Source organism: Magnetofaba australis IT-1 (assembly GCF_002109495.1).
GTDB classification, from domain to species: Bacteria; Pseudomonadota; Magnetococcia; order Magnetococcales; family Magnetococcaceae; genus Magnetofaba; species Magnetofaba australis.
Map to the genome: position 1 here is coordinate 60,975 of NZ_LVJN01000014.1, position 26,872 is coordinate 87,846.

General features: G+C 63.5%; 16 protein-coding genes. 8 read left to right on the top strand and 8 right to left on the bottom strand.

Annotation, left to right across the window (positions count from 1 at the left end):
- The first annotated feature begins 92 nt into the window (after positions 1 to 92).
- From MAIT1_RS01880 to MAIT1_RS01895, 4 genes are read left to right on the top strand one after another with little or no spacing between them, the layout of a single operon-like run.
- Positions 93 to 1,592 (top strand): sigma-54-dependent transcriptional regulator, encoded by a 1,500-nt coding sequence (locus MAIT1_RS01880; protein ID WP_085440324.1) that lies wholly within the window; start codon positions 93 to 95, stop codon positions 1,590 to 1,592.
- Positions 1,576 to 2,958, top strand: coding sequence for a PAS domain-containing sensor histidine kinase (locus tag MAIT1_RS01885; RefSeq protein WP_085440325.1), 1,383 nt, complete (start codon positions 1,576 to 1,578; stop codon positions 2,956 to 2,958). Before MAIT1_RS01880 ends, MAIT1_RS01885 begins: the two co-directional genes overlap by 17 nt.
- Complete coding sequence (locus MAIT1_RS01890) at positions 2,955 to 3,950, top strand: NADH-quinone oxidoreductase subunit B family protein (protein ID WP_085440326.1); 996 nt, start codon at positions 2,955 to 2,957, stop codon at positions 3,948 to 3,950. Before MAIT1_RS01885 ends, MAIT1_RS01890 begins: the two co-directional genes overlap by 4 nt.
- Positions 3,947 to 5,401, top strand: a complete 1,455-nt coding sequence (locus MAIT1_RS01895; protein WP_085440327.1) for a nickel-dependent hydrogenase large subunit — start codon at positions 3,947 to 3,949, stop codon at positions 5,399 to 5,401. The genes MAIT1_RS01890 and MAIT1_RS01895 overlap by 4 nt, the downstream gene beginning before the upstream one ends.
- A 496-nt stretch (positions 5,402 to 5,897) precedes the next feature.
- Here MAIT1_RS01895 and MAIT1_RS01900 read toward each other — a convergent pair whose 3' ends face one another.
- Positions 5,898 to 6,941 carry an IS110 family RNA-guided transposase gene (locus MAIT1_RS01900; RefSeq protein WP_085440328.1) on the bottom strand — a complete coding sequence of 348 codons (1,044 nt, stop codon included), beginning with the start codon at positions 6,939 to 6,941 and terminating at the stop codon, positions 5,898 to 5,900.
- 358 nt (positions 6,942 to 7,299) lie between these two features.
- Positions 7,300 to 7,890 carry an invasion associated locus B family protein gene (locus tag MAIT1_RS01905; RefSeq protein ID WP_085440329.1) on the bottom strand — a complete coding sequence of 197 codons (591 nt, stop codon included), beginning with the start codon at positions 7,888 to 7,890 and terminating at the stop codon, positions 7,300 to 7,302.
- A gap of 130 nt (positions 7,891 to 8,020) precedes the next feature.
- Between MAIT1_RS01905 and dinB the strand changes: the two genes are divergently transcribed.
- The 4 genes from dinB (at position 8,021) to MAIT1_RS01925 (ending at position 13,950) form a co-directional block, all read left to right on the top strand.
- The gene (dinB, locus tag MAIT1_RS01910; protein ID WP_198947774.1) at positions 8,021 to 9,154 is read left to right on the top strand and encodes a DNA polymerase IV; all 1,134 of its coding nucleotides are present in this window, start codon (positions 8,021 to 8,023) and stop codon (positions 9,152 to 9,154) included.
- Positions 9,155 to 9,176: 22 nt separating this feature from the next.
- Positions 9,177 to 9,758 carry an RNA 2',3'-cyclic phosphodiesterase gene (gene thpR, locus MAIT1_RS01915; protein ID WP_085440331.1) on the top strand — a complete coding sequence of 194 codons (582 nt, stop codon included), beginning with the start codon at positions 9,177 to 9,179 and terminating at the stop codon, positions 9,756 to 9,758.
- 121 nt (positions 9,759 to 9,879) lie between these two features.
- Positions 9,880 to 12,675 carry a cyclic nucleotide-binding and patatin-like phospholipase domain-containing protein gene (locus MAIT1_RS01920; RefSeq protein WP_158089254.1) on the top strand — a complete coding sequence of 932 codons (2,796 nt, stop codon included), beginning with the start codon at positions 9,880 to 9,882 and terminating at the stop codon, positions 12,673 to 12,675.
- 66 nt (positions 12,676 to 12,741) lie between these two features.
- Entirely contained in the window at positions 12,742 to 13,950 is a 1,209-nt protein-coding gene (locus MAIT1_RS01925) for a multidrug effflux MFS transporter (RefSeq protein ID WP_085440333.1), read from the top strand.
- Between the two features lie 310 nt (positions 13,951 to 14,260).
- Here the strand turns inward: MAIT1_RS01925 and MAIT1_RS01930 are convergent, their stop codons facing one another.
- The 6 genes from MAIT1_RS01930 to MAIT1_RS01955 form a co-directional block, all read right to left on the bottom strand.
- Positions 14,261 to 15,244, bottom strand: coding sequence for an IS3 family transposase (locus tag MAIT1_RS01930; protein ID WP_198947775.1), 984 nt, complete (start codon positions 15,242 to 15,244; stop codon positions 14,261 to 14,263).
- Positions 15,245 to 15,255: 11 nt separating this feature from the next.
- Positions 15,256 to 15,558 carry a transposase gene (locus tag MAIT1_RS01935; RefSeq protein ID WP_085440078.1) on the bottom strand — a complete coding sequence of 101 codons (303 nt, stop codon included), beginning with the start codon at positions 15,556 to 15,558 and terminating at the stop codon, positions 15,256 to 15,258.
- Between the two features lie 43 nt (positions 15,559 to 15,601).
- Positions 15,602 to 16,111 (bottom strand): IS3 family transposase, encoded by a 510-nt coding sequence (locus MAIT1_RS01940; protein WP_143814601.1) that lies wholly within the window; start codon positions 16,109 to 16,111, stop codon positions 15,602 to 15,604.
- Between the two features lie 11 nt (positions 16,112 to 16,122).
- The gene (locus MAIT1_RS01945) at positions 16,123 to 16,425 is read right to left on the bottom strand and encodes a transposase (RefSeq protein WP_085440078.1); all 303 of its coding nucleotides are present in this window, start codon (positions 16,423 to 16,425) and stop codon (positions 16,123 to 16,125) included.
- A 243-nt stretch (positions 16,426 to 16,668) separates the two neighbouring features.
- Positions 16,669 to 25,416 carry a beta-ketoacyl synthase N-terminal-like domain-containing protein gene (locus tag MAIT1_RS01950; protein WP_158089255.1) on the bottom strand — a complete coding sequence of 2,916 codons (8,748 nt, stop codon included), beginning with the start codon at positions 25,414 to 25,416 and terminating at the stop codon, positions 16,669 to 16,671.
- Positions 25,409 to 26,869 carry an SDR family oxidoreductase gene (locus MAIT1_RS01955; RefSeq protein WP_085440336.1) on the bottom strand — a complete coding sequence of 487 codons (1,461 nt, stop codon included), beginning with the start codon at positions 26,867 to 26,869 and terminating at the stop codon, positions 25,409 to 25,411. The genes MAIT1_RS01950 and MAIT1_RS01955 overlap by 8 nt, the downstream gene beginning before the upstream one ends.
- Positions 26,870 to 26,872 lie beyond the last annotated feature (3 nt).

Below are 26,872 nucleotides of genomic sequence, written 5' to 3' on the forward strand. Positions count from 1 at the left end.
TGCTGGGGTCTGGGGCGAAGCCCCAGTCTCTTTCATCTCCCCTTACAATCTCTACACAAACTTGTGAAACCCGACACCGGTTTGGAGCCCGTATGTCTGAGATGCCCACCATATTGATCATCGATGACGAGGTGCGCAGCCTGGAGTCGCTCACGCGCATTCTGGAAGAGGATTTCGAGGTCAAAACCGCCGCCACCACCGCCGAGGCCAGTGAGATTCTGGCGCGCGAATGGATTCAGGTGGTGCTATGCGATCAACGCATGCCCGGCGAAACCGGCGTGGAATACCTCAAACAGGTGCGCGAGCAGTGGCCCGAGGTGATCCGCATGATCATATCCGGCTACACCGACCCGGCGGACATCATCAGCGCGGTCAACGATGCGGGCATCTATCAATACATCACCAAACCGTGGCGCCCGGAGAACCTGATTCTCACCCTCAAGAACGCCACGCGGCTGTTCACCCTGCAACGCCAGCACGAGGCGCTGCTGGCGGAGATGAAGGTCACCCCACAGCGGGCCGATGCGGCCATGCGCAAGCAACGCGAAACTCTGCGCGCCCGCTTCAGCGACGCCGACGGCATCGTGCGCACCGAGCGTAGCAGCATGAACGCCATCTGCGAGCGACTCAAACGGGTCTCGCCGTTCGATATCTCGGTGCTGCTCACCGGCGAGTCGGGCACCGGCAAGGAGCTGGCGGCGCGGGCGCTGCACTACAGCAGCCTGCGTTGGGACAAGGCGTTCGTGGTGGAGAACTGCGGCGCGGTGCCGGATCAACTGCTGGAGAGCGAACTGTTCGGCTACAAAAAGGGCGCGTTTACCGGCGCGGTGGAGGATCGCGTCGGCCTATTCGAGCGCGCCGACGGCGGCACCATCTTTCTGGATGAGATCGGCGACGTCTCGCCGGCGTTTCAGGTCAAGCTGTTGCGGGTGTTGCAGGAGGGGGAGATTCGCCCGGTGGGCAGTAGTCGCCCCCGGCGGGTGGACGTGCGAGTGATCGCCGCCACCAACCGCGATCTGGAGGCGGACATGCTGGCCGGGCGCTTCCGTCAGGATCTCTACTACCGCCTGGCCGCCGTCACTATTCGCCTGCCCCCCCTGCGCGACCGCCGAGAGGATATTCCCGCTTTGGCGACCTATCTGCTGGACGCGGCCACTAGTAGTCTGGGCAAAGAAGCGGATGGTTTCACCGACGAGGCCATGGCCTGTATTCAAGCCTACCACTGGCCTGGCAATGTGCGCGAACTGACCAATGAAATCCGCCATATGCTGGTGATGGCCGACGAACCGCTGCTGGGCGCGGAGCTGCTCTCCTCGCGGGTGCTGCAAGGGGGCGTCGCCAACGACGCAGACGACGAGGACGCCCTGACGTGGGATGCGCCCCGGGATCTGGAGGGGAGTTTGAAGGATCGCGTGGCGGTGATGGAGGCGCGCATCCTCAAGGAGACGCTGATCCGTCACCGCTGGAACAAGAGCCGCGCGGCTAAGGAGCTGGGTCTGTCGCGGGTGGGGCTGCGCGGCAAGCTGGAGCGCTACGGTCTGGAGCCGGTCAACGGCGCGGCGGCGGGAGGCGAGCATGGCCACGCACAATGAGCCGAGCAAACTCCATAGCTTGATGGATCGCGCCGGGGTGGACGACCAACTCACCCTGACGCCGCAGTCCGAAGACGTCTGGATCGACGTGATCCAGAAGATGGACGCCGCCTACGCCGATCTGGTGCGTTACCAGGTGGAGTTGGAGCAGAAGAATAACGCGCTTAACGAGGCCAACCGCTTCATCGCCAGCGTGCTCACCGCCATGACCGATGTGCTCATCGTGTGCGACCCCCACGGGCGCATTCAGGAGGTCAATCAGGCGCTGGTGAACCTCACCGGACGCGATCAGGCGTGGCTGCTCAAACAGAGCGTGCGCGAGCTGCTGCAGACCGACCTGCCCAATCTGGAGAACCGTTTCAGCGATCTGCTGGATCACAAACGGGTGATCGACTGTGAAGTCAGCATCACCGCCGCCGACGACTCCCAGGCCCCGCTGGCGATGAACTGCTCACCGCGCACCGACAACAAGGGGCGCGTGGTGGGACTGGTGCTGATCGGTCGCCCGGTGGGGGAGCTGCGCCGCGCCTATGACAATCTGCACCGCGCCCACAGCGAGTTGAAACAGACCCAGAATCAACTGATGCACGCCGAGAAGATGGCCTCCCTGGGGCGGGTGGTGGCGGGGGTGGCCCATGAACTGAACAACCCCATCAGCTTTGTGTTCGGCAATATGCACGCCCTCAAGCGCTATGGCGGACGCATTGAGCGCTATCTGCAAGCCGATCAAAGCCCCGAACAGCTGCAGGCGCTGCGCAAAGAGTTGAAAATCGACCGTATCCTGGCCGACCTGCCGCCCCTCATCGAAGGCGCCCTGGAGGGCGCCGAGCGGGTCAGCGCCATCGTGCAGGATCTGTGCGGCTACAGCGGTGGCCAACACGAACCGCCGCGCCCCTACCCGCTGCATGAGACCATTGCCAACGCCGTGCAGTGGGTCACCAGCGGGCGCGCCGACAAGCCGGAGGTGATTTACCAACTCCCCGAGACCGAGCGCCATATCGTCGGCCGCAAAGGGCATGTGCACCAGATTTTGGTCAATCTGGCGCAGAACGCCGTGGATGTGATGGAGGGGCAGACGCACAGACGCCTGACCATCGCTTGCGACTACAGCGACCAGAGCGCGACCATCACCGTGTCGGACAGCGGCGCGGGTATTGATGAGGCGCATCTCAAGCAGCTATTCGACCCCTTCTTCACCACCAAACCGGTGGGCAAAGGCACCGGCCTGGGGCTCTACATCAGCTACGGCCTGGCCCAAGAGCAGGGTGGGCAACTGAGCGCCCACAACAACCCCGAGGGCGGGGCCAGTTTTGTGCTCACCCTGCCCATCGCCGGCGCGCCCCAGCCGGGAGAGCCCCGCCCATGAAGAGTCTGCTGTGGGTGCAGTCGGGCGGTTGCGGCGGCTGCTCCATGTCGCTGCTGTGCGCCGAATCGCCCGGGCTGCTGTCGGCCCTGGCGGGGTGCGGCGTGGAGATCCTCTGGCATCCCGCACTCAGCGAAGCCTCCGGCGCCGAGTTCCACGCCCTGTTGCGGCGGGTTCTCAATGGTGAGCAGAAATTGGATATCCTCTGCCTGGAGGGCGCCGTGGTCACCGGCCCCGATGGCACGGGGGATTTTCATCGCCTCTCCGGCTCCGGTCGGCCCATGAAGGATATCATCGCCGATCTGGCCGCGGTGGCGGAACAGGTCATCGCGGTGGGCAGTTGCGCCGCCTACGGCGGCATGACCGCTGGCGGCGACAACCCCACCGACGCCATCGGCCTGCAGTATGACGGCGCCTTGCGCGGCGGGCTGCTGGGGGGAGCGTTCCGCGCCGCCAATGGTCTGCCGGTGATCAACGTCGCCGGGTGTCCCATACACCCCAGTTGGCTGCTGGACACCCTGGGCATGCTGGCGCGAGGAAATCTACGCACAGAAGATCTGGACCCGTTGGGGCGTCCCCGACACTTTGCCGATCTGCTGGCCCACCACGGCTGTCCGCGCAACGAGTTCTACGAATACAAGGCCAGCGCCGAGAAGAGCACCGATCAGGGCTGTCTGATGGAGCATCTGGGCTGTTTGGGCACCCAAGCCCACGCCGACTGCAACGTGCGACTGTGGAACGGCGAAGGCTCCTGTCTGCGCGGCGGCTACGCCTGCATTAACTGCACTGCGCCGGAGTTCCAGGAGCCGGGCCACCCCTTCACCGCCACGCCGAAGATTGCGGGCATCCCCGTGGGGTTGCCCACCGATATGCCCAAGGCGTGGTTCGTCGCCCTGGCCTCCCTCTCCAAAGCCGCCACCCCCGAGCGGCTGCGGCGCAATGCGGTGGCCGACCACATCATCGCGCCCCCCGCCACCCCCAAGGAGAAACCATGAGCGCGCGGCGCATTCTCGGCCCGTTCAACCGCGTCGAGGGCGACTTGGAGGTGCAGATTGACGTGCGCAACGGCGCCGTCGCCGACGCCTGGGTGACGTCACCGCTCTATCGCGGCTATGAGCAGATGCTCCAGGGCAAGAACCCCTTCGATGCGCTGGTCTATGTGCCGCGCATCTGCGGCATCTGCTCGGTGGCGCAGTCTGTGGCCAGCGGCGAGGCGCTGGCGGCGGCCATGGGGGTGACGCCCACCCCCAACGGCCAGCGCGCGCGCAATCTGATTCTGGCGGTGGAGAACGTGGCCGACCACCTCACCCACTTCAGCCTCTTCTTCATGCCCGACTTCGCCCGCGACGCCTACCGCGACGCGCCGTGGTTCGACGCCGCCGTCAAACGTTTCAAGGCGGTCAGCGGCGAGTCGGCGCGCCACGCCCTGCCCGCCCGCGCGCAACTGCTCAATCTGCTCGGCATTTTGGCGGGCAAGTGGCCGCACTCATTGGCGATTCAGCCCGGCGGCTCCACCCGCCCCATCGAACCGCGCGAGCAGGGGCGCATGGCGGCGCTGCTGCACGACTTCCGCCACTATTTGGAGACGCGCTTGTTCGGCGACTCCCTGGAGACTATCGCCAATCTGGACTCCGTGGCCGCGCTGCAGCATTGGGCCGCCCAAGAGCCGTTCGAACAGAGCGACTTTCGCTTTTTTCTGCATCTGTGTCAGGCGTTGGAGCTGGATCAACTGGGCCGCGCCCAGGATCAGTTTCTCAGCTACGGCGCTTATAGCGATGAAGAGAGCCATCTGTTTGCTCCAGGGGTGATGCGCGACGGGGCGATCTCCCCCCTGGAGAGCGCGCAGATTTCTGAAGACCACAGCCACAGTTGGATGGCCGCCGCACAGACGCGGCAGCACCCATACGAGGGGGTGACGCGCCCGGCGGAGGATCGCCAGCGCGGCTATAGCTGGTGCAAAGCGCCGCGACTGGCGCAGGCCCCCATGGAGGTGGGGGCGCTGGCCCGCCAAGCCATGGCGCAGCAGCCGTTGATGACCGAGTTGATCGCCCACAGCGGCGGCAATGTGCAGAACCGGGTGATCGCCCGCCTGCTGGAGGTGGCGCGGGTGACCCTCGCCATGGAGCAGTGGGTGTGGGCGTTGCAGCCGCGCGCGCCCTACTGCGCGCAGGCGCCCGCCATTGAACAGGGGCGCGGCGCCGGACTCATCGAGGCGGCGCGTGGCGCATTGGGGCACTGGATTACGGTGGAGTCCGGGCGCATCGCCAACTATCAGATCATCGCCCCCACCACCTGGAATTTCTCCCCGCGCGACGCCGGGGGCGGTCTGGGTCCCTTGGAGCAGGCGCTCATCGGCGCGCCGGTGGCGTCAGGCGAAGCGGAGCCGGTGACAGTGCAGCACATCGTGCGCTCATTCGACCCCTGCATGGTGTGCACGGTGCATTAAATCAATCTGTTAGCATTCATCCGCGGACTCTTTTAGCTTTCATCCGTGAACATTGGGAAGCTATAAGATATCGAGGGCTTTGCCCTCGAGCTCCCAAAAACCAAACCGTGATTCGGGCCATCCATGGCCCTCACCCTTCGGGCTCGCTGCGCGAGTCCGATTCGGCATTCCTGCCAAATCGTGGGCTCCGCCCATGTATGGTCCGCTCCGCCACGGCAAGAGAAAATGTCCACTGATGTGTGAGGCTTAGTCGCGCCCATGTATCCGGCCTGTTGATGAGGGGCTTGTCGCCCTCTGGCCCTGATGGAATTTGCGCGTGGCCCTCCTCAACACACCCTCGGCCTCAATGGGCCCTTGGGCGAAACAGGTTCTTGACCACGCAGGGCTATGCCGTTTCACGCCATCAATCTCGACTCTCTCTCGCAACCTGGCTGGTGGGATCTCTTTCTCTTTCCTTATCGGCCTGTTTTTCTTTTAGAGTTGTATTGCGCTCTCTCTACACAGCGGCGCTGGCCCCATAGGCCTCCTGCTTCACCAGCATCGCCCACGCGCTGCGCGCCATGCGGTTGGCCAGCGCCACCACTGCTCTATTTGCGCCGCGACGTTCCGACACCGACACTGCCCACTGGCTGCGGCGATCCGGCTTGTTTTCACACACGCGCAACGCCGCCCGCGCCCCATGAATCAACAGGGTGCGAAGATAACCGTTTCCCCGCTTGCTGATCCCCGTCAGCCACGCCTTGCCCCCTGTGGAGTGCTGATTCGGAACCAACCCTATCCATGCCGACAGCTCCCGGCCATTCTTAAACGCCCGCACATCCCCCACCGACGCCAACAGCGCCGTCGCCGTGATCGGTCCCACTCCCGGGATCGTCATCAGCAATCGACACTGCGGCTCCGCCTTGGCCAGCGCCTCAATCTCACGCTCATATTTGCCGATGCGCTCATCCAAATGCGCCAGCTCATCGCGCTCATCCTCCAGAATTACGCGAAAATTGGCGCTCATTTCCGAGCTCTCATCACTCAAAATCAGCACAATCGCCCGCCGCGCCTGTTTGATGCTCTTGGGAAAGACAATCCCATACTCGGCAAGCAGTCCGCGAATCTGGTTCACCAACGCCGTGCGGTTCTTCACCGCCAGACTGCGTATCCGATGCAGCGACAATATCTCTTGCTGGGCAACGCTTTTGATCCCCACAAAACGCATATTCGGACGCTGTACCGCTTCACATATCGCCTCAGCGTCCACGCTGTCGTTCTTGTGCCGCTTCACGTAGGGCTTCACATATTGCGGCGCCATCAAACGCACATCATGCCCATATCCCTGAAATTTCCGCGCCCAATGGTGGGCGCCGCTACTGGCTTCCATCCCCACCAGGCACGGCGGCAGTTGCGCCATGTACTCCAGGAGCTCGTCTCGTTTCAGTCGCTTCTTGAGAACGCTTTTGCCGCTCGCATCGACGCCATGCAACTGAAACACGCTCTTGCCCAGATCAATACCCAGTACCCGTACCTGTCCGTTTTCGATATGATTGCTCATGGTCCGCTCCGACTCCGTTTAGATGGAAAAACACACCACCATCTTGGCCCATTGCGAGGCCGTTTGGGTAGCGGAGCGGACCATTCCATTACACCCGCTGGGGGCGCGGCCCCCAGACGATTCGGCAGGATTGCCGAATCGGACTCGCGCAGCGAGCCCGAAGGGTGAGGGCCATGGATGGCCCGAATCACCCCGCCGCCGACCAGTCGGCGGCTAATAGTCAGCGCAAGCTCAAACTACGTTACGCAAACATTGGCCGCTCTGTGCAATCTTATCTGCGAACGTATTAAAATCCATCACAATATATTCGCGCACGTAAATATTATATTGCATTTGCGTATTATAATATAGAAATGCGTTAAAACATGGGCGTCTCGCCCAGCATCGAGTTGACCTCGTCCTCATGCATGCCGGAGCCATCCTGCTTGAGCGCGGCCAGCCCCTCCTTCACCCCGGGCAGACGCAGCTTGATGGGCAGTTTGGCCACCTTGTTGCCCTTCAGCGTCAGCCAGATGCGCGCTTCCACCACCTTGCCGCCAATCAACTGCGCATACAGCGCATCATCCACTTTGGTCACCGCCAAACAGCCCGTGCGTTTGCACTGATACATGCGCATACGCTGGGGTTTATGCTTGTCCACAGTCAACAGCACGCCAGACGGCAGCAGCACATTGAGCGGCGTCTTGGCGGTCAAGAGCAGACGGTCGCTGGATTTGGCGTAGGCCAGGGAGAGCTTGAACACCGGCTTGCCGCTCTTTTTGGACATCACCTGCTGGGTCAATCCGCAGCGTGTCTGTTGCGGCCCCAGCGCCACACAGGTGAGGCTCCAATTGCCAAAGCGGTCGCCGCTTTTGGGCAGATCATTCGCCTGCGCCGCCACGGGAATCAGCGCGCTCATGGCAAACAGCGTCAGAACCAAAATCAACCCGGCGAATCGGATGATGAACATACACACTCCTCATTGGGCGCATCATGACAGAGCGAACGCGCGCCCCGACCGCTTCACCATAACACCCCGACGAGCCGAGGTCAGCGCCTTGCCGCCTGCGCGCCTCCCGCGCTACTCTCATCAGGATGCAATGGACTGGAATTCGGCGCAGCCTTTATTATCCTCCCCCATGGACGCCTCGCGTAAAATCATCCATATCGATATGGACGCCTTCTTCGCTTCGGTGGAGCAGCGCGAGACGCCCGCCTACAAGGGCCTGCCCCTGGTGGTGGGCGGCAAAAGCGCGCGCGGGGTGGTGGCCGCCGCCAGCTACGAGGCGCGCACCTTCGGCATTCACTCGGCCATGTCCATGCGTCAAGCGCTGCAGCGCTGCCCCAACTTGGTGGTGGTTAAACCGCGCAAAGAGCTCTACAAACAGGTCTCCGACCAGATCCACGCCATCTTCCGCCACTACACCGACCTGATCGAACCGCTGTCGCTGGATGAGGCGTTTCTGGACGTAACCGAAAACAAGATGAACAACCCCTCCGGCACGCGCATCGCCGAAGAGATCCGCCAGAAGATTCGCCACACCACCGGCCTCACCGCCTCGGCGGGGGTCTCATTCAATAAATTTCTCGCCAAGATCGCCTCGGACCTGAACAAGCCCGATGGTCTGTCGGTGATCACCCCGGAGCAGGCCCCAACGTTCATCGCGCAACTGCCGGTGGAGAAGTTCTTCGGCGTCGGCCCGGTCACCGCCGGGCGCATGCGTCATCTGGGCATCGCCACCGGCGCTGACCTGCTGCAGTGGTCGCTGGGCGATCTGGTCCGCGCCTTTGGCAAGGCGGGGCGCAGTTACTATGATGTCGTGCGCAATGAGGATCGCCGCCCGGTCACCCCCAACCGGCCGCGCCACTCGGTGGGTACTGAAGACACCTTCGAGCAGGATCTCCACGACCGCGAGATCATGCGCCGCCAGCTGTTGCAGATCGCCTATGCAGTGGAGCTGGCCATCCGCACAACCGGCTATCTGGGCCGCACCCTGACGTTGAAGGTCAAATTCGCCGACTTTCAGCAGATCACCCGCAGCAAGACGGTGGATCACCCCATCACCCAGGCGCGGGAGATGATGGCGTTGGCCATGCGCCTGTTCGAGCCCATCGAGATCCCCGCCATCGGCGTGCGCCTGCTGGGACTGACCGTCTCCACCCCGTGTGAGGCGGAGGATCTGGGCGGCCAGCAGCTCTCCCTGCCGCTGTTCTCCGCCCCGTCGCCGGATTAACGCCCCGGACAGGAGCCCATGCATGACCACGCAACGCCTGTTCATCAGTCTGGAACCGCCCGAGGCGATCAAACAAGCCATTGGCCATAGCCTGAGCGCGCTGAAACAGGTGAAAGGCGTGCGCTGGGCTCACCCCGCGCAGTATCACCTCACCCTGCGCTTTCTGGGCGACACGCCTGATGCGGATATTGATGGCCTCAGCACATCGCTGGGTGAGATCGCCCTCGCCACTCCGGAATTCACCCTACAACTCACGCAGTGGGGCGCGTTTCCCGATGCCCAACAGGGACGAATCTTCTGGGCGGGCGTCACCGACACGAACGAAAACCTAGCCAAGCTGGCGCAGCAGATTGCTGCTCTAGAGCCGACGCAAGAGCCGCAATCCGCGTTCACGCCCCACATCACTGTGGCGCGCCGCCGCAACACCATGCCTTTGACAGCGCTGTTGGGCCAGACGCCATTGCCGCCGCTGACATGGCGCGCGCAATCGATTCAATTGATGGCCTCCACGCTCACGGATTACGGCGCGCAACATCATGTTATCGCACGCCACACATTGGCGGCCTCTCCCCCGACAATTCCCACATCTCGGCTTCAGAGTTAACGCGCACAAGCACTCGATTCCGCCTTTAAAATCAGCCGCAGGCGCATTATTGTATGCTCATTGCGCCCGCCCCCCCCCCCTCTATTCAAGCACAGCCAATTTGTTCATCAAGGAGTCTGCGGTGAGTGATCCGCTGGATATCATTGCGTTTCTCAAACAACAGCACGCGCTCAAGCATCTGCCGGAAAACGTGTTGTGCGAATTGGCCGACTCCCTGGAGTGGGACATCGTGCCCGCCGAGAAGAACGCCATCGTCGAGGGCAAACCCAACAACCGTTTCTTCTGGATACACACCGGCCACTTTCAGGTCACCCGTAAAGGGCAGTTGGTGGGCTGGGTGAACGACGGCGGCTTGGTGGGCGAAATCGGCTTGCTTGGCGAAACCCTGCCCGTGGCCACCATGACCGCCGAGCGTGATTCGCTCATTCTGGTGGCCGACTTCACCAAGATCCAAACCCTGTTGCAGCAATTCCCGGCATTTACCGCCGCACTGGCCAAAATCGCTCTGAATCGCCTCACTGACTATCAGCTCACCGGCGTGCGCGACCCGGTCATGCGCATGGCCATTGCGCCGCTGTTCGACGACCGAAAAACGTTGAAACGGGTGGTGGTCGCCGCCGAGCAGGCCATCGGCGAGTGTGAGGTGCTCGACTCAGAGCTGCTGACGCGCAAACTGGGCTTCGATCCGCGCCAGAAGATCACGCTGGAACAACATGCGCAGCTGCTGGTCACCCTCTCGGAGATGGAGCAGGGCAGCCAGACCGCGCTCTACCTGCTAGACCCCGACCCCACCGAGTGGAACGCCCTGGCGTTGCGTCAGAGCAAACGCTATCTGGCTGTGGCGCGTCTGGGCGATGATCCGTCTGTACGCCCCGCCGAACAGGGTTTGTGGAACAATCAAGTCTTCAGCAGCATCAACATTGCCACCCTGCTGCTGCTGGAGGATGCGGACAACCCCGCGCCCAGCAGCGCCTGTAGCTACGATTGGCTGCATCCGCGTCAGACCAGTTCATTTACGCGGGTCGATATCAGCGACGAGCAGCGCATCGGCGCGCTGGCGTTGCACCACAGCGCGCGCCTGTCGCGCCAGAACCAACTGGCCGACATCACCCTGTTCAAAGGGGTGAATATGGAGAGCCTGGAGATCGCTGACGCCTGTATTGAGGAGCGTTTTCTCAAAGCCGGCGAGAACCTCTGCGTACAGGGCGACCGAGCCAATGAGCTGTATATCGTCGCTACCGGACGCCTCACCTCCATACGCCACGGCAAAAAGATCGGCGAACTCAGCGTCGGCGATGTGGCGGGCGAGATGGGTCTGGTGGTGGCCGACGCCAAGCGCAAAGCGACCCTTACCGCCAAACGCGACTCGCTGGTGTTGTGTCTGTCGCGCGAGCGTTTTGAAGAGCTGAAAAAACTCCTGCCCCAGGTGCAGGAGAACCTGTCACGCATTTTGGCCGATCGCATCACCGACTGGAATCCTGGCGAGACCGCCTACACCCTGGCGCTGGTTCCTTTGGGCGACACTCCGGAGCATCTGGCTGCGTTTGCGGATTTTACCAACCGGCTGCAGCGGGCGCTGTCCGCCATGGGCAAAGCGCGCGCCATCTCCGTCAAAGAGGTCTCAGAGCAGTTCGGCTGCGCCATCTCCACCACCGAAGAGAGCGACTACGGCAGCATTATCCTGGCCGAGTGGTTCCAGCAGATCGAGCAGAACAACCACTACATTCTACTCATCGGCGAGCCTGAGCCCGGGCCATGGAATGCGCGCATTGTGCGCCAGTCCGACCACACGCTACTGGTGGGGCTGGGCGCGCAGGATCCCACGCCCTCTGCGGTAGAGCGCGAGGCGGTGGAGATTCTGCAACGTTCGGATACCCTGCCGGATCTGGTGCTGATGCACCCCCCCAAGGCGCTCTCTGGACACAACACCCGCGCCTGGCTCAAATCGCGTCAGTTGCGCCGTCACTACCATGTGCGCCTGGAGAGTCTGGCCGACGCCGCGCGGGTGGCGCGTTTTCTCACCAATCGCGCCATCGGTCTGGTGTTCACCGGCGTCTCCTCCCGCGCCATCGCCCATGTGGGCGTGCTCAAAGCCTTGCAGGAGAATGAGATTCCCGTCGATCAGGTGATCGGCGTCAGCTCCGGTTCCGGCGTCGCCGCCATGGTGGCCATGGGCTGGTCCTGGCAACGGATCTACAAGGAGGTGGTGAAGATCTCCCTGGAGGCCACCCCGCGCCCCTCCTACTTCACCCTGCCCTATGTTTCGCTGATGCATGGGCGCGAAGCCAAAAAGACCCTGACAGAGGCCTACGGCTACGCCCTGCTGGAGGATCAGTTCATCCCCTGCAAGGTAATGGCGGCGGATCTGCGCCACAGCGAACTGGTGGCCATCGACGAAGGCGACGTCTGGATGGGGGTGCGCGCCAGCAGTTCGCTGCCGGTATTCTGGCCGCCGGTGTGTCAGGATGGCCGCGTGTTGGTGGATGGCGGCATTCTCAACAACACGCCGCTGCAATATCTGGATGAGGCGGTCTCCAACGGCTGGATTCTGGTCTCTGACCCCAATCCGCCCTATCAGCCCTTCGCCGACGTGCACGAGTATGGCACGGTGCTCTCCGGCTGGCGCATTCTGTGGCGGCGCCTGTTGCGCAAGGATCGCAACCACTACCCCTCCCTGGCCGAGACCATCGTGCAGAGCATGTGCATTGAGAGTTTCCGCCAGCAGGAGATCGCCAACTCCTTGCGCGATCTGGAGCAGACCGTCTTTTTCAACAAGGGGGTCGCCTCCAGCGGCTACTTTGGCCTCAAGGAGAAGGCGCAGATCGACGCCTTGATGGATGTCACCTACTCCCACGCGGTGGAGGAGCTTAAGCAGCACCCCACCTTCATGGAAGCGGTGGCGTCGATTCCCCGCTAAGGGGCGCATTGCGCCACACAGAGCCGTCAATTCAGACGCCGTTAGCCCGAACATCAGGATCATTCCATGTCAAACTCCGCCGCCAACGCGCCGCAACCCGAGAGCGCGCCGCAGTATGATCGCGGCCTGCTCATCATGCTGCTGCTCATCACCGCCCTGGGGCCCGCCTCCACCCAGGTGTTTCTGCCGGCGCTGCCCGCCATTCAGGCCGACTTCGGCGTCACCGCGGGCATTGCGCAGTTGGGATTGAGTCTGCCCATGCTGGGCATGGCCTTCTCCGACCTGGGCTATGGACCGTGGTCGGACAAGGCCGGGCGCCGCAAAGTGCTGCTGTTCGGGGTGTTCGCCTTTCTACTGGGCAACGCCATCTGCTTTACCGCGCAGGATATCGCCCTGCTCATCGCCGGGCGCGTGCTGATGGATTGCGGCGGCTCGGTGGGCATCGTGCTGTCGCGCGCCATCGCCCTGGACGTCTACGGACGCGACAAGGCGGGCGGCATCATCTCCATGACCCTGGCGGCTATGGCGGTGGGGCCCATGCTGGGGCCGTTGGCGGGAGGCGTGTTGGTGGACACCCTCGGCTGGCGCGCCATCTTCGTGTTCATGGCCTCCATCGGTTTGGGGATTCTGCTCTACGTGCATCTGCGCTTTCGCGAAACCCACTCCAGCCGCGCCACCGACGCCTCCCTGGGCGACGTGGTCGGCTGGTTCAAGGATCTGCTGCGCTCGCGCACCTTCCTCGGCTATGCGTTGCACTCGTCGCTGATGTGGGGCGTGTTCATGGGCTTCATCGGCGCTGCGCCCTACGTCATGGTCAATGTGTTTGAGCGCCCGGCCACCGAGTTCGGCCTGTGGCTGATTCCCGCCGCGCTGGGCTACATCGGCGGCAACATGACCTCGGCGCGTCTGAGCGAGTCCCACGGCGTGGCGCGTCTGGTAGTGCTGGGCGCGGCCATGGCGCTGGCGGCGGTGGTGCTGCTGGGCGTATTGATGGGGCTGGGGTTGTGGAGCCCATGGGCGCTGTTCCTGCCCGCCACCGTGATGGCGTTTGGCGCTGGCGTGGCGATTCCCAACGCCCAAGCGGCGGCGGTGGACGCCATCCCCGCCGCCTCCGGCTCCGCCTCGGGCTTGATCGGCTTCCTGATGATGGTGATCGGCGCAGGCGCGGCGCAGTTGGTGGCCATGCTGCAAAGCGATACGCCCTACCCCATGGTGGGCGTGATGGCCGCCCTGATGCTGCTGGCGGCGGCGGCGCTGCTGATCCGGGAGAAATAGAGGGTGTTGTGTTTAATTGGGGGGAAAAGATAGTGGGAGATGAAAGAGACTGGGGCTTCGCCCCAGACCCCATAAAGGCTGTGCCCTCGACCCGGCAGGGCGCTGCCCTGCACCCGACAGGGAAATGATTTCCCTGAACCCTCGTGACTTTCACTTGGGTGCACGCATTAACTCTGTAGCTCACTTCACGGAATAGCGCCAGTTTGTCTTTTTATAGTCGCTCGCATTCAAAAGTGCACATATGGGCGCTGAAAGATATCGATGTGCTGGTTCAGCGGAAACATGACAACCGCCTAAGCCAAAATATCAGTTAGCCGTTCGCCTTTTCAGCCATTTTTTGGGATGGCTGAAAAGACTGCTTTTGGTACGTCGTCCGACGCCGTTCTCTGGCCGCCTCAAGCTTTTGATCTCGTTCGGCCAGGATCTGCACATGCCGCCCTTCCAGGCGATCCTGTGGGGTGACGTAGTCGATGGCGCTATGGAGCCGCCGGGTGTTGTAATGCTCGACGTACTTTCCCACAACCCGCTGGGCATCTTCCAGCGATAATGGCGTCTGAGGCCGAATGCACTCACGCTTCAAACTACCGTGAAAACGCTCCAGCTTTCCGTTGCTCTGCGGATAGTAAGGCGAAGTCCTCACATGCGTCATGCCGGATTCCCGGATGAACGCCTTAAAATCGTTGGCAACGAACTGCGGCCCATTGTCTGAGATCAGCCGCGGCTTAGCTTCCGGATAGGCCTCCTGAGCTCGGAGCAGGACCACTTCAACCTCATCTTCCTTCATCGACTCACGAATCTCCCAGTGGAGGATAAACCTGCTACATCCATCCAGGACACTGCACAGATAGTAGAACGTCCCCTGGATATTCAGATAGGAGATGTCCACATGCCAGTGTTTATGCGGCTCCGAAGGCTGTTTGAACCCTGTGCCCTTCTGCGAGGGCGGTGGGCTCCAACGACGCATCAGCCCGGCAGTTCTGAGCACACGCAGCACTGAAGAGGGGCTGACCGCCACCACGCCTGCATCCAGCATCATGTAGGTCAGGCGCCGATAGCCCTCTGACGGATGTTCATGGAAAAAGGCGACAATCGCTTCCCTTTCCCAATCGTCCAGCCAAAAATCTCGGGGAATACGGCCATTGTGGTCGTTAACCATTCCATAGCGCTTGCGCCATGAATAGAACTTGCCCCTTTGCACGCCTATCCAGTTGATAATCCGGCTCGTGTCGATTTCGCTCTTGTCTGACCAAGACGCCACGAAATCCACCACCGAATCCCGTATGTCCGGCTCCACCCAGCAGCCGTTCAGCTCACCCCAAGACTTTTTTTTAGCGCAACATGCGCCTCAAGAAGCTCGGACATAACCTCATTTTTGGTTGCCAACTTCGCTTCTAGTTCGGCAATCTGTCGATCACAAGCCTTTTGGCCGCGTTTGTCAGACAAAGCCGCTTCGCCATTCTCAAACAAAGCCTTTTGCCAGCGATAGTACTGGCTGGGCTGAATGCCCGCCTCGTCACACAGATCCGAGAGAACCACCTTCTCGACCAGGTGACGGCGCACATAGCCTACCTTCTGCTCAGCCGTAAATCTCCGCTTCTTCCGTTCCATACAAACCTCCGCTCAATATCTACACATTATAAACGATTGTTTGTCATTTTCCATCTGAACCGAAACAGATAAACCTGCTACATCCATCCAGGACACTGCACAGATAGTAGAACGTCCCCTGGATATTCAGATAGGAGATGTCCACATGCCAGTGTTTATGCGGCTCCGAAGGCTGTTTGAACCCTGTGCCCTTCTGCGAGGGCGGTGGGCTCCAACGACGCATCAGCCCGGCAGTTCTGAGCACACGCAGCACTGAAGAGGGGCTGACCGCCACCACGCCTGCATCCAGCATCATGTAGGTCAGGCGCCGATAGCCCTCTGACGGATGTTCATGGAAAAAGGCGACAATCGCTTCCCTTTCCCAATCGTCCAGCCAAAAATCTCGGGGAATACGGCCATTGTGGTCGTTAACCATTCCATAGCGCTTGCGCCATGAATAGAACTTGCCCCTTTGCACGCCTATCCAGTTGATAATTCGGCTCGTGTCGATTTCGCTCTTGTCTGACCAAAACGCCACGAAATCCACCACCGAATCCCGTATGTCCGGCTCCACCCAGCAGCCGTTCAGCTCACCCCAAGACTTTTTTTTAGCGCAACATGCGCCTCAAGAAGCTCGGACATAACTTCATTTTTGGTTGCCAACTTCGCTTCTAGTTCGGCAATCTGTCGGTCACAAGCCTTTTGGCCGCGTTTGTCAGACAAGGCCGCTTCGCCGTTCTCAAACAAAGCCTTTTGCCAGCGATAGTACTGGCTGGGCTGAATGCCCGCCTCGTCACACAGATCCGAGAGAACCACCTTCTCGACCAGGTGACGGCGCACATAGCCTACCTTCTGCTCAGCCGTAAATCTCCGCTTCTTCCGTTCCATACAAACCTCCGCTCAATATCTCTACATTATGAACGATTGGTTTGTCATTTTCCATCTGAACCGAAACATCGAGGGCTACGCCCTCGAGCTCCCAAGGTCAAAATCCAAACCATGGGCTCCGCCCATACCCGCTTAAGGGTCACAGACCCTTAAGAATCCCGACAAATTTCCATTGGAAATTTGTCCCATAGTCAGCGCAAGCTCAGCCTTCGTCACGCAAACATTGAGCGCTTTGGATTTGTGTCACTCTGGATTCAAGCGACTATATCCGGCCACTCCCTGCTGGAACCACCCCTGCAACTCCCGCAGCCACGCCGCCTGCTCCGTCTCGCCGGGGATCGTCCCCCCCCGCTCCAACGCCGTTAGCAAAGCGCGCTCGTGCTCGCCCAATTGCGGAAACTCCGCCAACGCCTGCAACAGCGCCGCGCGCACAAACTCCACCCCCTGCCCCTGCTGACGTTGCGCTACTCGCTGGGCAAACGCTTCATTGGGCGTGTGCGGCGTCTCTGTCATCAGATCCGGTCCCAGACCGTTGAGCGCATCGAGAACGCGCGCCTTGCGCTCCACCAAAGGGAGTTTGCGCAATTCCTCCGCCGCCAACGGCGCGCCCAAATAGATATCCTGACGCGCAAATCCGGGAGCAAACTCCAACGACTCCGCCACCGGCGCCACCGGCAGACCGCCCACAAAGCGCAGCGGCACGATGGGAATGCCCGCCTCCAAGGCGAAATCGATCAGCACGCCGCTCAGTTGCGTCACCGGCTGACGACACTGGCGCGAGCGGGTGCCCTCCACATGGACCATTAACGACGCCCCGCGCTGCATCATCGCTTCGCGCACCTGTTTGAGGCAGTCGAACAGGCTCTCGCGCTGTTCGCGGTCGAAGAAGTAGATGGTCTGCGGCAGAGTCACGCCGGGGAACGCTTGGCACACACTGAGCAACCGCCCCAACCAACTGTCGCGATGCTCGACCTTGGCCAGGGTAACCAGATCGCCACCGTGCAGCGCCTGGGCGAGGATGGCGAACAGAATGGATTCAACGCCCACCTGATGGTTGGCCACGAACAGCGCCGGTTTGCCGCGCAGAGCCGTCAACGCCGCGGGATCGACCAACACAACCCGCCCCACCCACTGCCGCGCCATGGCCACGAACAGGGTCTCCCCCAGCCACGGCCCATCCAGCCGCAACCGCGTGCGCCACGCCTGCTGCAACACAGGCCAATGCAGCGTATCGCCCGCGCCGTCACGCACGATGACGCTGCGCCCCTGGCGCTGCGCGGCGTATGGGAAACGGTTGAGCGGCATGCGCGCCACCCAGGCGGAATGGGCGTCGGCAATCTCCACCTCACGCGGGTGGACGCCTGCGCCCCGCGCCACATGCTCCTTGATGGCGATGGCCTCGGTGATCTCCGCCACTGTGCCGCTCACGCGATAGAGAGCTTCCAACGTGCCAGGCAGGCGGTTGTTGCGCATCACTTCGGCGCTGGCCAGTTCAGTGGCGCCATCGGCGAGGATCGTGGAGAGCGACGCCCCCGACAGCGGCTCGCCGCGCTCCAGAAACGCTGCGCGATCCCGCGCGCTGAACGCCGCCATGAACCCTTTATGGAAAGTGATCTCGGTATAGCGCATCTCCAGCAACGGCTGGCCTTGACGCTGCAGTTGCGCGGTAAAATGCAGATGCCGCCCCTCCTGCCCGGCGGCGCGGACTTCGCAATCCACCACGCCATCCATCACCGGCGGCGCGAAGAACTGAATCCGCGCCACATGGGTGGGGAATGAGGTCTCTTCCACTGCCGCGCCAGGGAACCACAGATGCGGCTCATCGCGCGGCGGACCATGGAATATTCCGTCCAGCAGCAGCGGATTGACCACGCCTTGAGGAACCGCCTGTGATCCGGCGTTGAGCTGGAACGTCGCCCCCTCGCGGTTGCGCCGCAATCCACTCATGATCTGGAACGCCGGGCCATGGAACACCGAGCGGTCCACATAGGGGTCAGCGATGGACGGCGCGTCCACCAGCGGCAGCAACGGCGCGCATGGCGCCGGATAGTCGGCGGCGAACAGCGCCCGCCCCCGCGCCACCGGCTTGGCGGAGTCGCCGTCCTCGCCATCTTCAAGCAGTCGAATCTCCACATCGGCGCTGTGACCCGCCTCGCTCACCGTGGCTACGCCCTCCAGAGTGATGCGCGCCCCTTCGGGGATGATGCTCCAGCGCAACGCTTGCAGATCCTCCAGCGCCACCAGTTTCAACTCACGGAATAATGGCTGCGCCGTTTGCGCCATCAGGTCGGCCAGCACCGTCATGGGCAGCGCGGGAACCACGTAGGTGGGGCAGTGACTGCGCAACCACGGCTGCGATTGCAGATCGAAGCCGAAGCGCGCGCGATGGGTCGCGCCACTGGGCGCGGCGCTCTCCGATGCGATCTCTTTTAGCGGTTGGGGCGGATCGCCCTCCACAATGGCCATGGTCAGATCGCGCGCTTCATAGATGCGCAGTCCATCCACCCACAGCGAGCCGCTGGCGGTGGCGGTGACCCGTCCCGGTTGGCGCTCGATGGCGGTGATGCTCAACTCCGTGACCACCAGATCATGGGTCGGCACCACCTGCCCGCGATAGCGCCAGGAGAAGGGCGACTCGGTGGCCAGGGATTGGAAACGCGGCTGCGCAAACCCGTCATGCAGCCCCTTCAGGCGCATAAAGGTTTGCAGCAGTTGAACCAGCGCCTCCAGCCCCAGCGAACCGGGCTGCACCGGATCCTCATAGAAGTGCACCGAGAAGTACCAGGCGCGCGGGTCCACCGTCTGCTCGCCGCGAATACAGCCCAACCCCTGCTCGCCGCCATCGGCCTCGAACAGGGTCACGCGATCCACCATATTGAGCGGTTCACGGGCCAGAGCCGGACCGCTTGGCAGAGCCTCCGGCGCATGCTGGAGATCGTAAAACAGGTCGCCCGGACGCTGCATCGCCTCGCGCTGGGCGTCTGTAGTGGGCAGCCCCCGTTGATGCTCCAGCTGCTCGGGCAGGAACAGGCCGAAATTGGTCTGCAGACTCATCACCAACTGCTTACCCACATAGCCGTCGATGCGGAAGAAGGCCAAACGGCTGGAGGCGGTCATGACGAAGTCGGTCAACACGGTTTCGCAACGCAGCGAACCGAATGCGGGCCACGTCTCCTGGTGCAGGATGCAGTCGTCGCCATCCAGATTGCGCAGTTTGTAATCCTTCTGCTCGTGGGTGGCGAAGCCGAGGTAGACACACAGCCAGCCGCACGGTTGCAGCAGCGCCTCCAGCAGCATGGCGAAGGGCGCCGAGGCGGAACTGTGGCTGGCGATCAGCGGATGGTTCTGCGCCGGAATCTCAAAGTGGGTCACCACTCGCGCGCCGCGTTTGGGCGTTCCCTGGAGCGCATCCACCGAGTCGATGCGGGTGATGTAGAGGAACGGCGGTGACGGCAGACGCGGCATGCGCCGCCAGGGCCCGTCGTAATCGGCGAAAGCGGGGCCGCACGCCTGCACGTAGGAGCCCTGGGCGCAGGAGAGAATGGCCGGGTAGTCGCCGGGAATGGTGCGCGCCGCGTCGAGCCAGTGGCGCGCACTCGGGTCGGCGGGGATCAGGGCGGGATCGAAAGGCGTATCGTGGACCAGTTGCAGACCGAAGCGGCGGCATAGGAACACTTTCAGATCGTCGCTGGAGCAGAGCAGCGCCGCATAGACGCGCGGCTCGGGCCCATCGATCACCTCTTCGATGAACACCTCGTAGCGCAGGTCGTGGGGCGCATCGGGGATCACCTGTCCGCGACAGACGAAGGTAAAGGGTTCATCGGCCACCGGTTCAAAACGCCAGCCATCCCGACGAATAGTGAAACCCATGGCGCCCATGGTGATGGCCAGCGCCTGAATCGCCGCATCGGCCATCAAGGTGCCGGGCATGCAGGGATCGTTCTTGAAGTGCCCGGCGTAGAACCACGCATCGGTAGGCACATGGGCGTTGGCGCACAGGTAGCCGCGCCCCCACGGCCCGCCGCTGGGATCAAACGCGCTCACGGAGTCCAGCAGCTTCATACGGCCCGAGGCGATGGTGGGGGTGCGCAGATGCGCCCCCGCCAGTTCAAACCCGCCGCCGAAGCAGCCGTAGGCGTCGCCATTGCGCCACCCATCCAGCTCCTCAGCGCTGAAGGCGCGCTTGGCGGAGAGTTGCGGCGGCGCATCCAACCGCGCGTCAGGTTGGGGCGCATCCTCCTCGGCGGACCACAGCACGCCCTTGGAGGCGGCCAACTCGGCGTCGGTGAAGAAGCCAGCCTGACCAGAACGCACCGATAGGCGCAATCCGCCCTCCACGCGGCAGTCGTAGTGGAAGAAGAACAGCCGCACCGCGCCGCTATGGGCGTGGCCATCCACATGGATGTCGTAGCTGAGGGTATCGCCCGCGCCGGGGAGTCCGGCACGATGGAAGGTGCATTCACACCCGAGCAGCCGATAGACCCGCTCATCGCGATTGTGGAAATCGGCGCCGAGCCAGGAGATCAGCAGCAGGTCCGACTGGCCCGATTCGATGAGCGTCCCCAGCGAGGCGCGCCCCTGATGCAGACTCCAAGGGTGGTTGTCGATATCGGTTTCGGTCCAGATGGTCCCCAGCCCCATGGCGCCGGGCTCGCCCTTGAGGCCGGTGACCCGATCCACCAGCAGCAGCGGCGGTTCTGGCAGACGCACTTGACGGATGTAGTCATCCTGCGGGGCGAACTGCGCGCCGAACACAGTGGAAATGCGCCCCGAGGCCAGCGTCTGCAACTCCTGGCGGGTAAAACGCGGACCTTCGGGAATTGGCGCGTCGGAAAGACTCGGCGCGGTCGTCTCCCGCCCTTTTGCAACGGATGGCGCCGCATCGGCTTCAACAGCGGACGGCGTAACCGTCTGAGTAACCAGCGCAACCGGCGGCGCAACGGCGACAGGAGACTGAACAGCGGACGTAGACGCCCCACCGCCGCGCCCAAACCACTGCTGGGCGATGGCCGCTTGCAGAGTGAGAAATTGCTGCTGCGCCTGGGCCTGCTGCTCCAAGTAGCGCGCATGCTGCTCGCGAATCGGCTCCCACGCCATGCGGATGGCCTCGGCTTTAGACGGCGGCGTTGCCGGGGAGGAAGCGTTCAGAGCGGGCGCAGCAACGGGCAAAGGCGCACAGCGAGGCGCAATGGGCGCCCAGTGCGGCGGAAGCGACAGCGCAGGCGCAGGCGGCATGGATTGCGCCGGTTCATTGGCCTCCTGGGACAGAGCGTTCAGCGTCACCGCCGCGCGGTGGGCGGGCAGGCGCAAGCGCGGCTGCTTGGCTGCCGAATCCCGCAACTGCGCCTGTTCCCAACTGAGCTGCAAACGCCGCATGAGCGGCTCGGCGTGGAGTTCCACCCCGGCGACGAACAGTTGCGCCGCCACGCTGGCAAGCTGGCGCAGCGGATCGCCCGCCGCGTTGTCCATGGCCAGGGCCAGATGCGTACGCTCACCCAAGGTCTGATTGATGGCGTGGGAGAGCGCGGTGCGCGGCCCCATCTCCAGGAAGATGCGCACGCCGTCGGCGTAGGCGTTCTCCACCGTCTGGCGGAAGTCCACCGGCGTCGTCGCCTGTCGGGTAATGGCGTCGGCAGCGCTGTGCGTGTCCGGCGAATAGTGGGTGTTGCTGCTATTGGAATAGATGCGCACGCCGTCTGCAGGCGGATGGGTTTGGCGCAGGTGCACTGAACGCCAGATGTCAGCCACCGGCTCCAGTTCGGCGCAGTGGGCCACCATATCCTGCCCCAAGGGGAAGGCGCGGCTAGCGCCGATCTCCCGCACCACCGCCAGACACGCCGCCTCATCGCCGCCGATACAGCAATCCTGCGGCGATTGAATAATGGAGATGCTCACACGCTCCTGGCGCGCCACCGCCTGTTGCACCTCCTCCAGCGGGGCCAACAGTCGCCAGTTGCGCCACACAATCGACGCCGACTCCGGCAAGCCCCAGGCGCGCGCGGCGCTCACACACGGACCGGTGAGCCAGCGACCATAGATCTGCGAGGCGTCGATATCGGCGAACATCTGCGCCATGTCGCGCCACACGCCAAAGGCGAACAGGGAATTACTCTCCCCCGAAGAGAGTCCCAGCGCCGCTTGCGGGCGCAAGCCCAACAGATTGCGCGCCAACCAGGCGTGCTGTTGCGACCACAGACTGCTGATTTTAAGCTGGGTGAGCGGGTCGGGCTGTGGGCATCGCGCCTGATTCTGCGGCTGCGTCAGACTCAGCAGCGACTCCAGGTAGGGATTTTGCCGCGCCAGCGCAGCGCGCATGTCGGGAAACGCCCGCGCCATGCCATCGTCCATGCCGCCGCAGGCCGCCGCCGCGCCGGTGAAGACAAACGCCAACTCACCGCCTAACGGCTGTTGGGCAAAGTGAATCGCTTGCGGCAAACGATCACTCTCACCATCCAGATACGCCAACGCCTGCTGGCGCAACGCCGCATCCTGAGCGGCATCATCACACACCCAGGCCATGCGCGCCGGGTCTGCGCTGGCGCCAACGGACTCCTCACCTTCCGCAATGCACACACGCAACGCCGCACGATCCGGCGCGGCGAACAGACGCAGAATCGGCGTGGCGGCCACCGCCTCATTCAGCAACGGTTCGCCCGCCGCCAGCGCCACCCGCTGTTGCTGTCCGATCATATCGCTGAGGGTGACGACGAGCGGCTCGTCGTCGCTCACCAACAGGGACTCTTCTGTCTGCGCAGCGACAGGACGTTGAGCCGCCTGCAAAGCCGCCACACCGGCGGCCAGATGCAATAACCCGGACGCCGCGTGAGCATGGCCAAAACGCGCCGTCACCGCACTGGGCGCATCGGCATCATGCAGATCGAGTTCGGCACAGGATTGGCTCGGCGCGTCATCCGGGAGATTGGGCAATAGCGCGTAGATGGGATCGCCAGCGCGGCGCGCGTCCTCGGCGCGTTTAAGCACAAACGCCACTGCGCCATCGCCCATAACGTGGCGCACAGCATGCAACAGCGCACGAACAGCGGCGCTCTGCACCGGCTCGTGGGCCAGATCCACCGCCCCGGCCAGGGCCAAGTCCAACGTGCCGGCGCGCAACATGCGACAGGCGATCTTGAGCGCCGAGACGCCGGAAAGCTCCTCAGCAGAAACGGTCATGCCCGGACCGCGCCAATCGAAGTGCGCATGGATGCGGTTGGCGGGCATATTGGGCATCGCCCCCACCACCCCTGCCGCATCCAGCGCCGGAATGATGGAGTCACGGGTTTTGGCGTCGGCGTCGCGCAGCAGCCAACGCTGGCTATAGCGCGCAATCTCCGCATCACACCCCATGCCCACGAAGACGCCGCTGCGCTCAGGCGCGGCGGGCGCTACCCCCGCCATGGCGTCGATGGCCGCCGCCAGCATGGCGTTCTGCTGCGGCAGCGCCGCTTGCAGATCGCGCGGGGTCACCGCCTGCCCCGCCATGGGTAGCGACACGCCAAACAGGGATTCCACTGGGCCGTCTGTCGGCGGCTTCGCCTGCAATTGCTGCTGGAATTGCGCAAAGCTCTGCGCCGAACCCGTCATCACGGCAATCCCGCAGATGGCGATGTCGGCGTCATCACTGCATTCGCTGGCGACCTCGGGCGGAGCGAACGTGCTGGACGCCGTCTCGACGCCACGCCACTCCTCGACAATCAGATGAGCGTTGTTGCCGCCAAAGCCGAAATTGTTGATGGCGGCGCGGCGTGGCCCTTCAGCGGCCTCGGGCCAGGGCTCCGCCTCGGCCAAGGGCCGGAACGGCGTGCCCGCCAGCTCCGTCAACGGCTGCTCTGCATGCAGCGTGGGAGGCAGCGTGTGCGCTTCGAAGGCGCCGAGAATCTTCAGCAGACTGGCCAGTCCCGATGCGGTGATCAGGTGGCCCATATTGGATTTGAGCGAGCCGATGGGTAGGTCATCGCGGGCGCCGAACAGGGGCAGCATGCTGCGGATCTCCACCGCATCGCCCACCGCCGTGCCGGTGGCGTGGCACTCCATCAAGCCAATGCTGGCCGGATCCACGCCGCTCAGATCATACGCCGCCTGCATGGCGCGCTGCTGGCCTTCGGAGTCCGGCGCCAGCACGCCGCCGCGTCGCCCATCGTTGGACAGACCCACGCCACGAATCACACCGAAGATGCGGTCGCCATGGGCGATGGCGTCATCCAACCGCTTGAGCGCGATGCACACCGCCCCTTCGGCGGGCAGCAGGCCGTCGGCGTGACGATGAAACGGACGGCTCTGACCGCTGCGACTGAGCGCCTGGAGTTGGGTGAAACCCATAAAGATCATCATGGGATCGGCGGCGTTGACCGCGCCCACCAGCAGGGCGTCGCACTGGCGCGCGGCGAGCCGCTCGCAAGCCAGTTGAATCGCATACAGAGACGAGGCGCAGGCGGCGTCCAGGGCGAACGCCTCGCCACTCAGCCCCAAGGCCTGGGCGGCGATCAGCGCGGGGAAGCCGGAGTTGAAGCGGTTCTCCGGCGCAATCGGGCCATCCTCGCCGCGCCAGACCTGCAACGCATAGTCTGTCAGCCCGCGGGATGGATAGGAGAGATTACCCAGAATCAACCCTACCCGCTGCGTTGCGGGATCGACGCCCACCGCCTCGCTCAGCGCGGCGCGGGCCGCCTGCACGCTCCATTGGCACACCGGATCCAGCGCGCGCAGTCGCTCCTCCGGCACGGCCAGGCCGCTGGGATCAAACAGTTTCTCAAAATCGCGTACATAGCCGCCGCGCTGGGTCCAGATCCCCTCACCGCGCAGATCAGCGCCCGGCTTGATCAGACTCTCTGGCGGCAGACGCCAACTCCCAGGCGGGGCGTCGCTGATGAGATCCTCCCCCGCCGCCACCGCGCGCCACAGCGCCTCGGGCGAGTGGACGCCAGGCAGAACGCAGCCACGCCCGACGATGGCCACCGGCGTCATCGGCGGCTTGCGCGGGAAATCAGTCATGGGCGTCGGTCCCGCGCGCGCCCACCACCACCTCCACCGCGTCGCCCTGACTGCAGCGCAGCTCATCCACCAGGAAGCGCGCCCCCTCGGTCAGCGGAATCAAACCGATGCCCTGACTGTGGAAGTGACGCCGCAGCCCGGCGTCCACCATGCCGCCATCCCATGGACCCCAGTTGATGGACTTGACCACACACGCGCCGCCACGGCGCTGCGCCTCGGCCTGCGCCACTTTATTCAACACCTCATTGGCCATGGCGTAGTCGCACTGCCCCGGGTTGCCCTCCCGCGCCGCCACCGAGGAGAACAGGCAGATGACTTTGAGCGGATCGTTTTGGGTAACGGTGAGCAGGGTGTGCAGGCCATCCACCTTGGTGGCGAAGACGCGGTTGAACTGGTCGAGTGTTTTATCGGCGATGCGTTTATCCGCCAGCACCCCGGCGGCGTGGATCACCCCCGCCACCGGTCCCCACTGGGCGCGCGCCGCATCCAGCGCCGCGCCCACGGCGGCCACGTCGGCGATATCCGCCGCCACATAGCGCGCCTCGGCGCCAGCCGCGCGCAGGCTCTCCAATGTTGCGCGGATCTGCCGCTGCGCCAGGATCGACGCGGTCTGCGCGCCGATCTGCTGCGGCGTCACCGTCTCGCCACGGGCGCCCGCTTGAGCGAACAGCGCCCGCTTGAGCGCCGTCTCATCGCCCGCCTGCGCCAACGCTGCAGGCTCCTCCTCTACCGGGGTGCGGCCCAACAACAGCAGACGCAGCGGCGTGTGGCGCGTCAATGCGGCCAGAATATCCGGCGTAATGCCCCGCGCGCCGCCGGAGACGACGAGGAAATCGTGGGGCTGGAGCGGGAACGCGCCCGGGTTCTCTTGGCGGGCTTCCAGCGCGCGCAACGCCAGACGCTCTCCCGCAGCGGGCAGCGCCACTTCACGCTCATCGCCGCCTTGCAGCAGCTCAGAGACAATGCGCTGCGCCAAATCTTCAGCAGAGGCGCCCGCCGTGTCCACATCCAGCGCCTTGAGCCCCGCCTGGGGCCATTCGCGGGCGGCGGTTTTCACCAGCCCGGTCAAGCCCCCCAACCACGCCTGATCTGCGGGTAGATCGCGCATTCCAAAGCTCGCGCCGCTCTGCTGCACGGTGACCAGAAAGCCGTCCGATTGCTGCAAACGCGGCGCAAGGGTCTTGGCCATCTCAAAAGCGCGCGCATGCAAGGCTTGCGACTGCGCATAACCGCCATCCGCGCCCACCCCGGCCAACAGGATCAGTCCGTCGTCCTGGTCGCCCGGCGCGTCATCCACCCGCGCATTGACGCCCACTTCACCCAATTTCGCCACCACGCTTTGCGCCAGCCCTTCGGGCGCATGCGGCCCGGCGGGCGTCACCACCACGTTGCGCGCCGTGCGCAACCCGCGCAGCGCCGCGCCGCTCGGCGGCTCCGTCTGTAATTGCAGCACGCT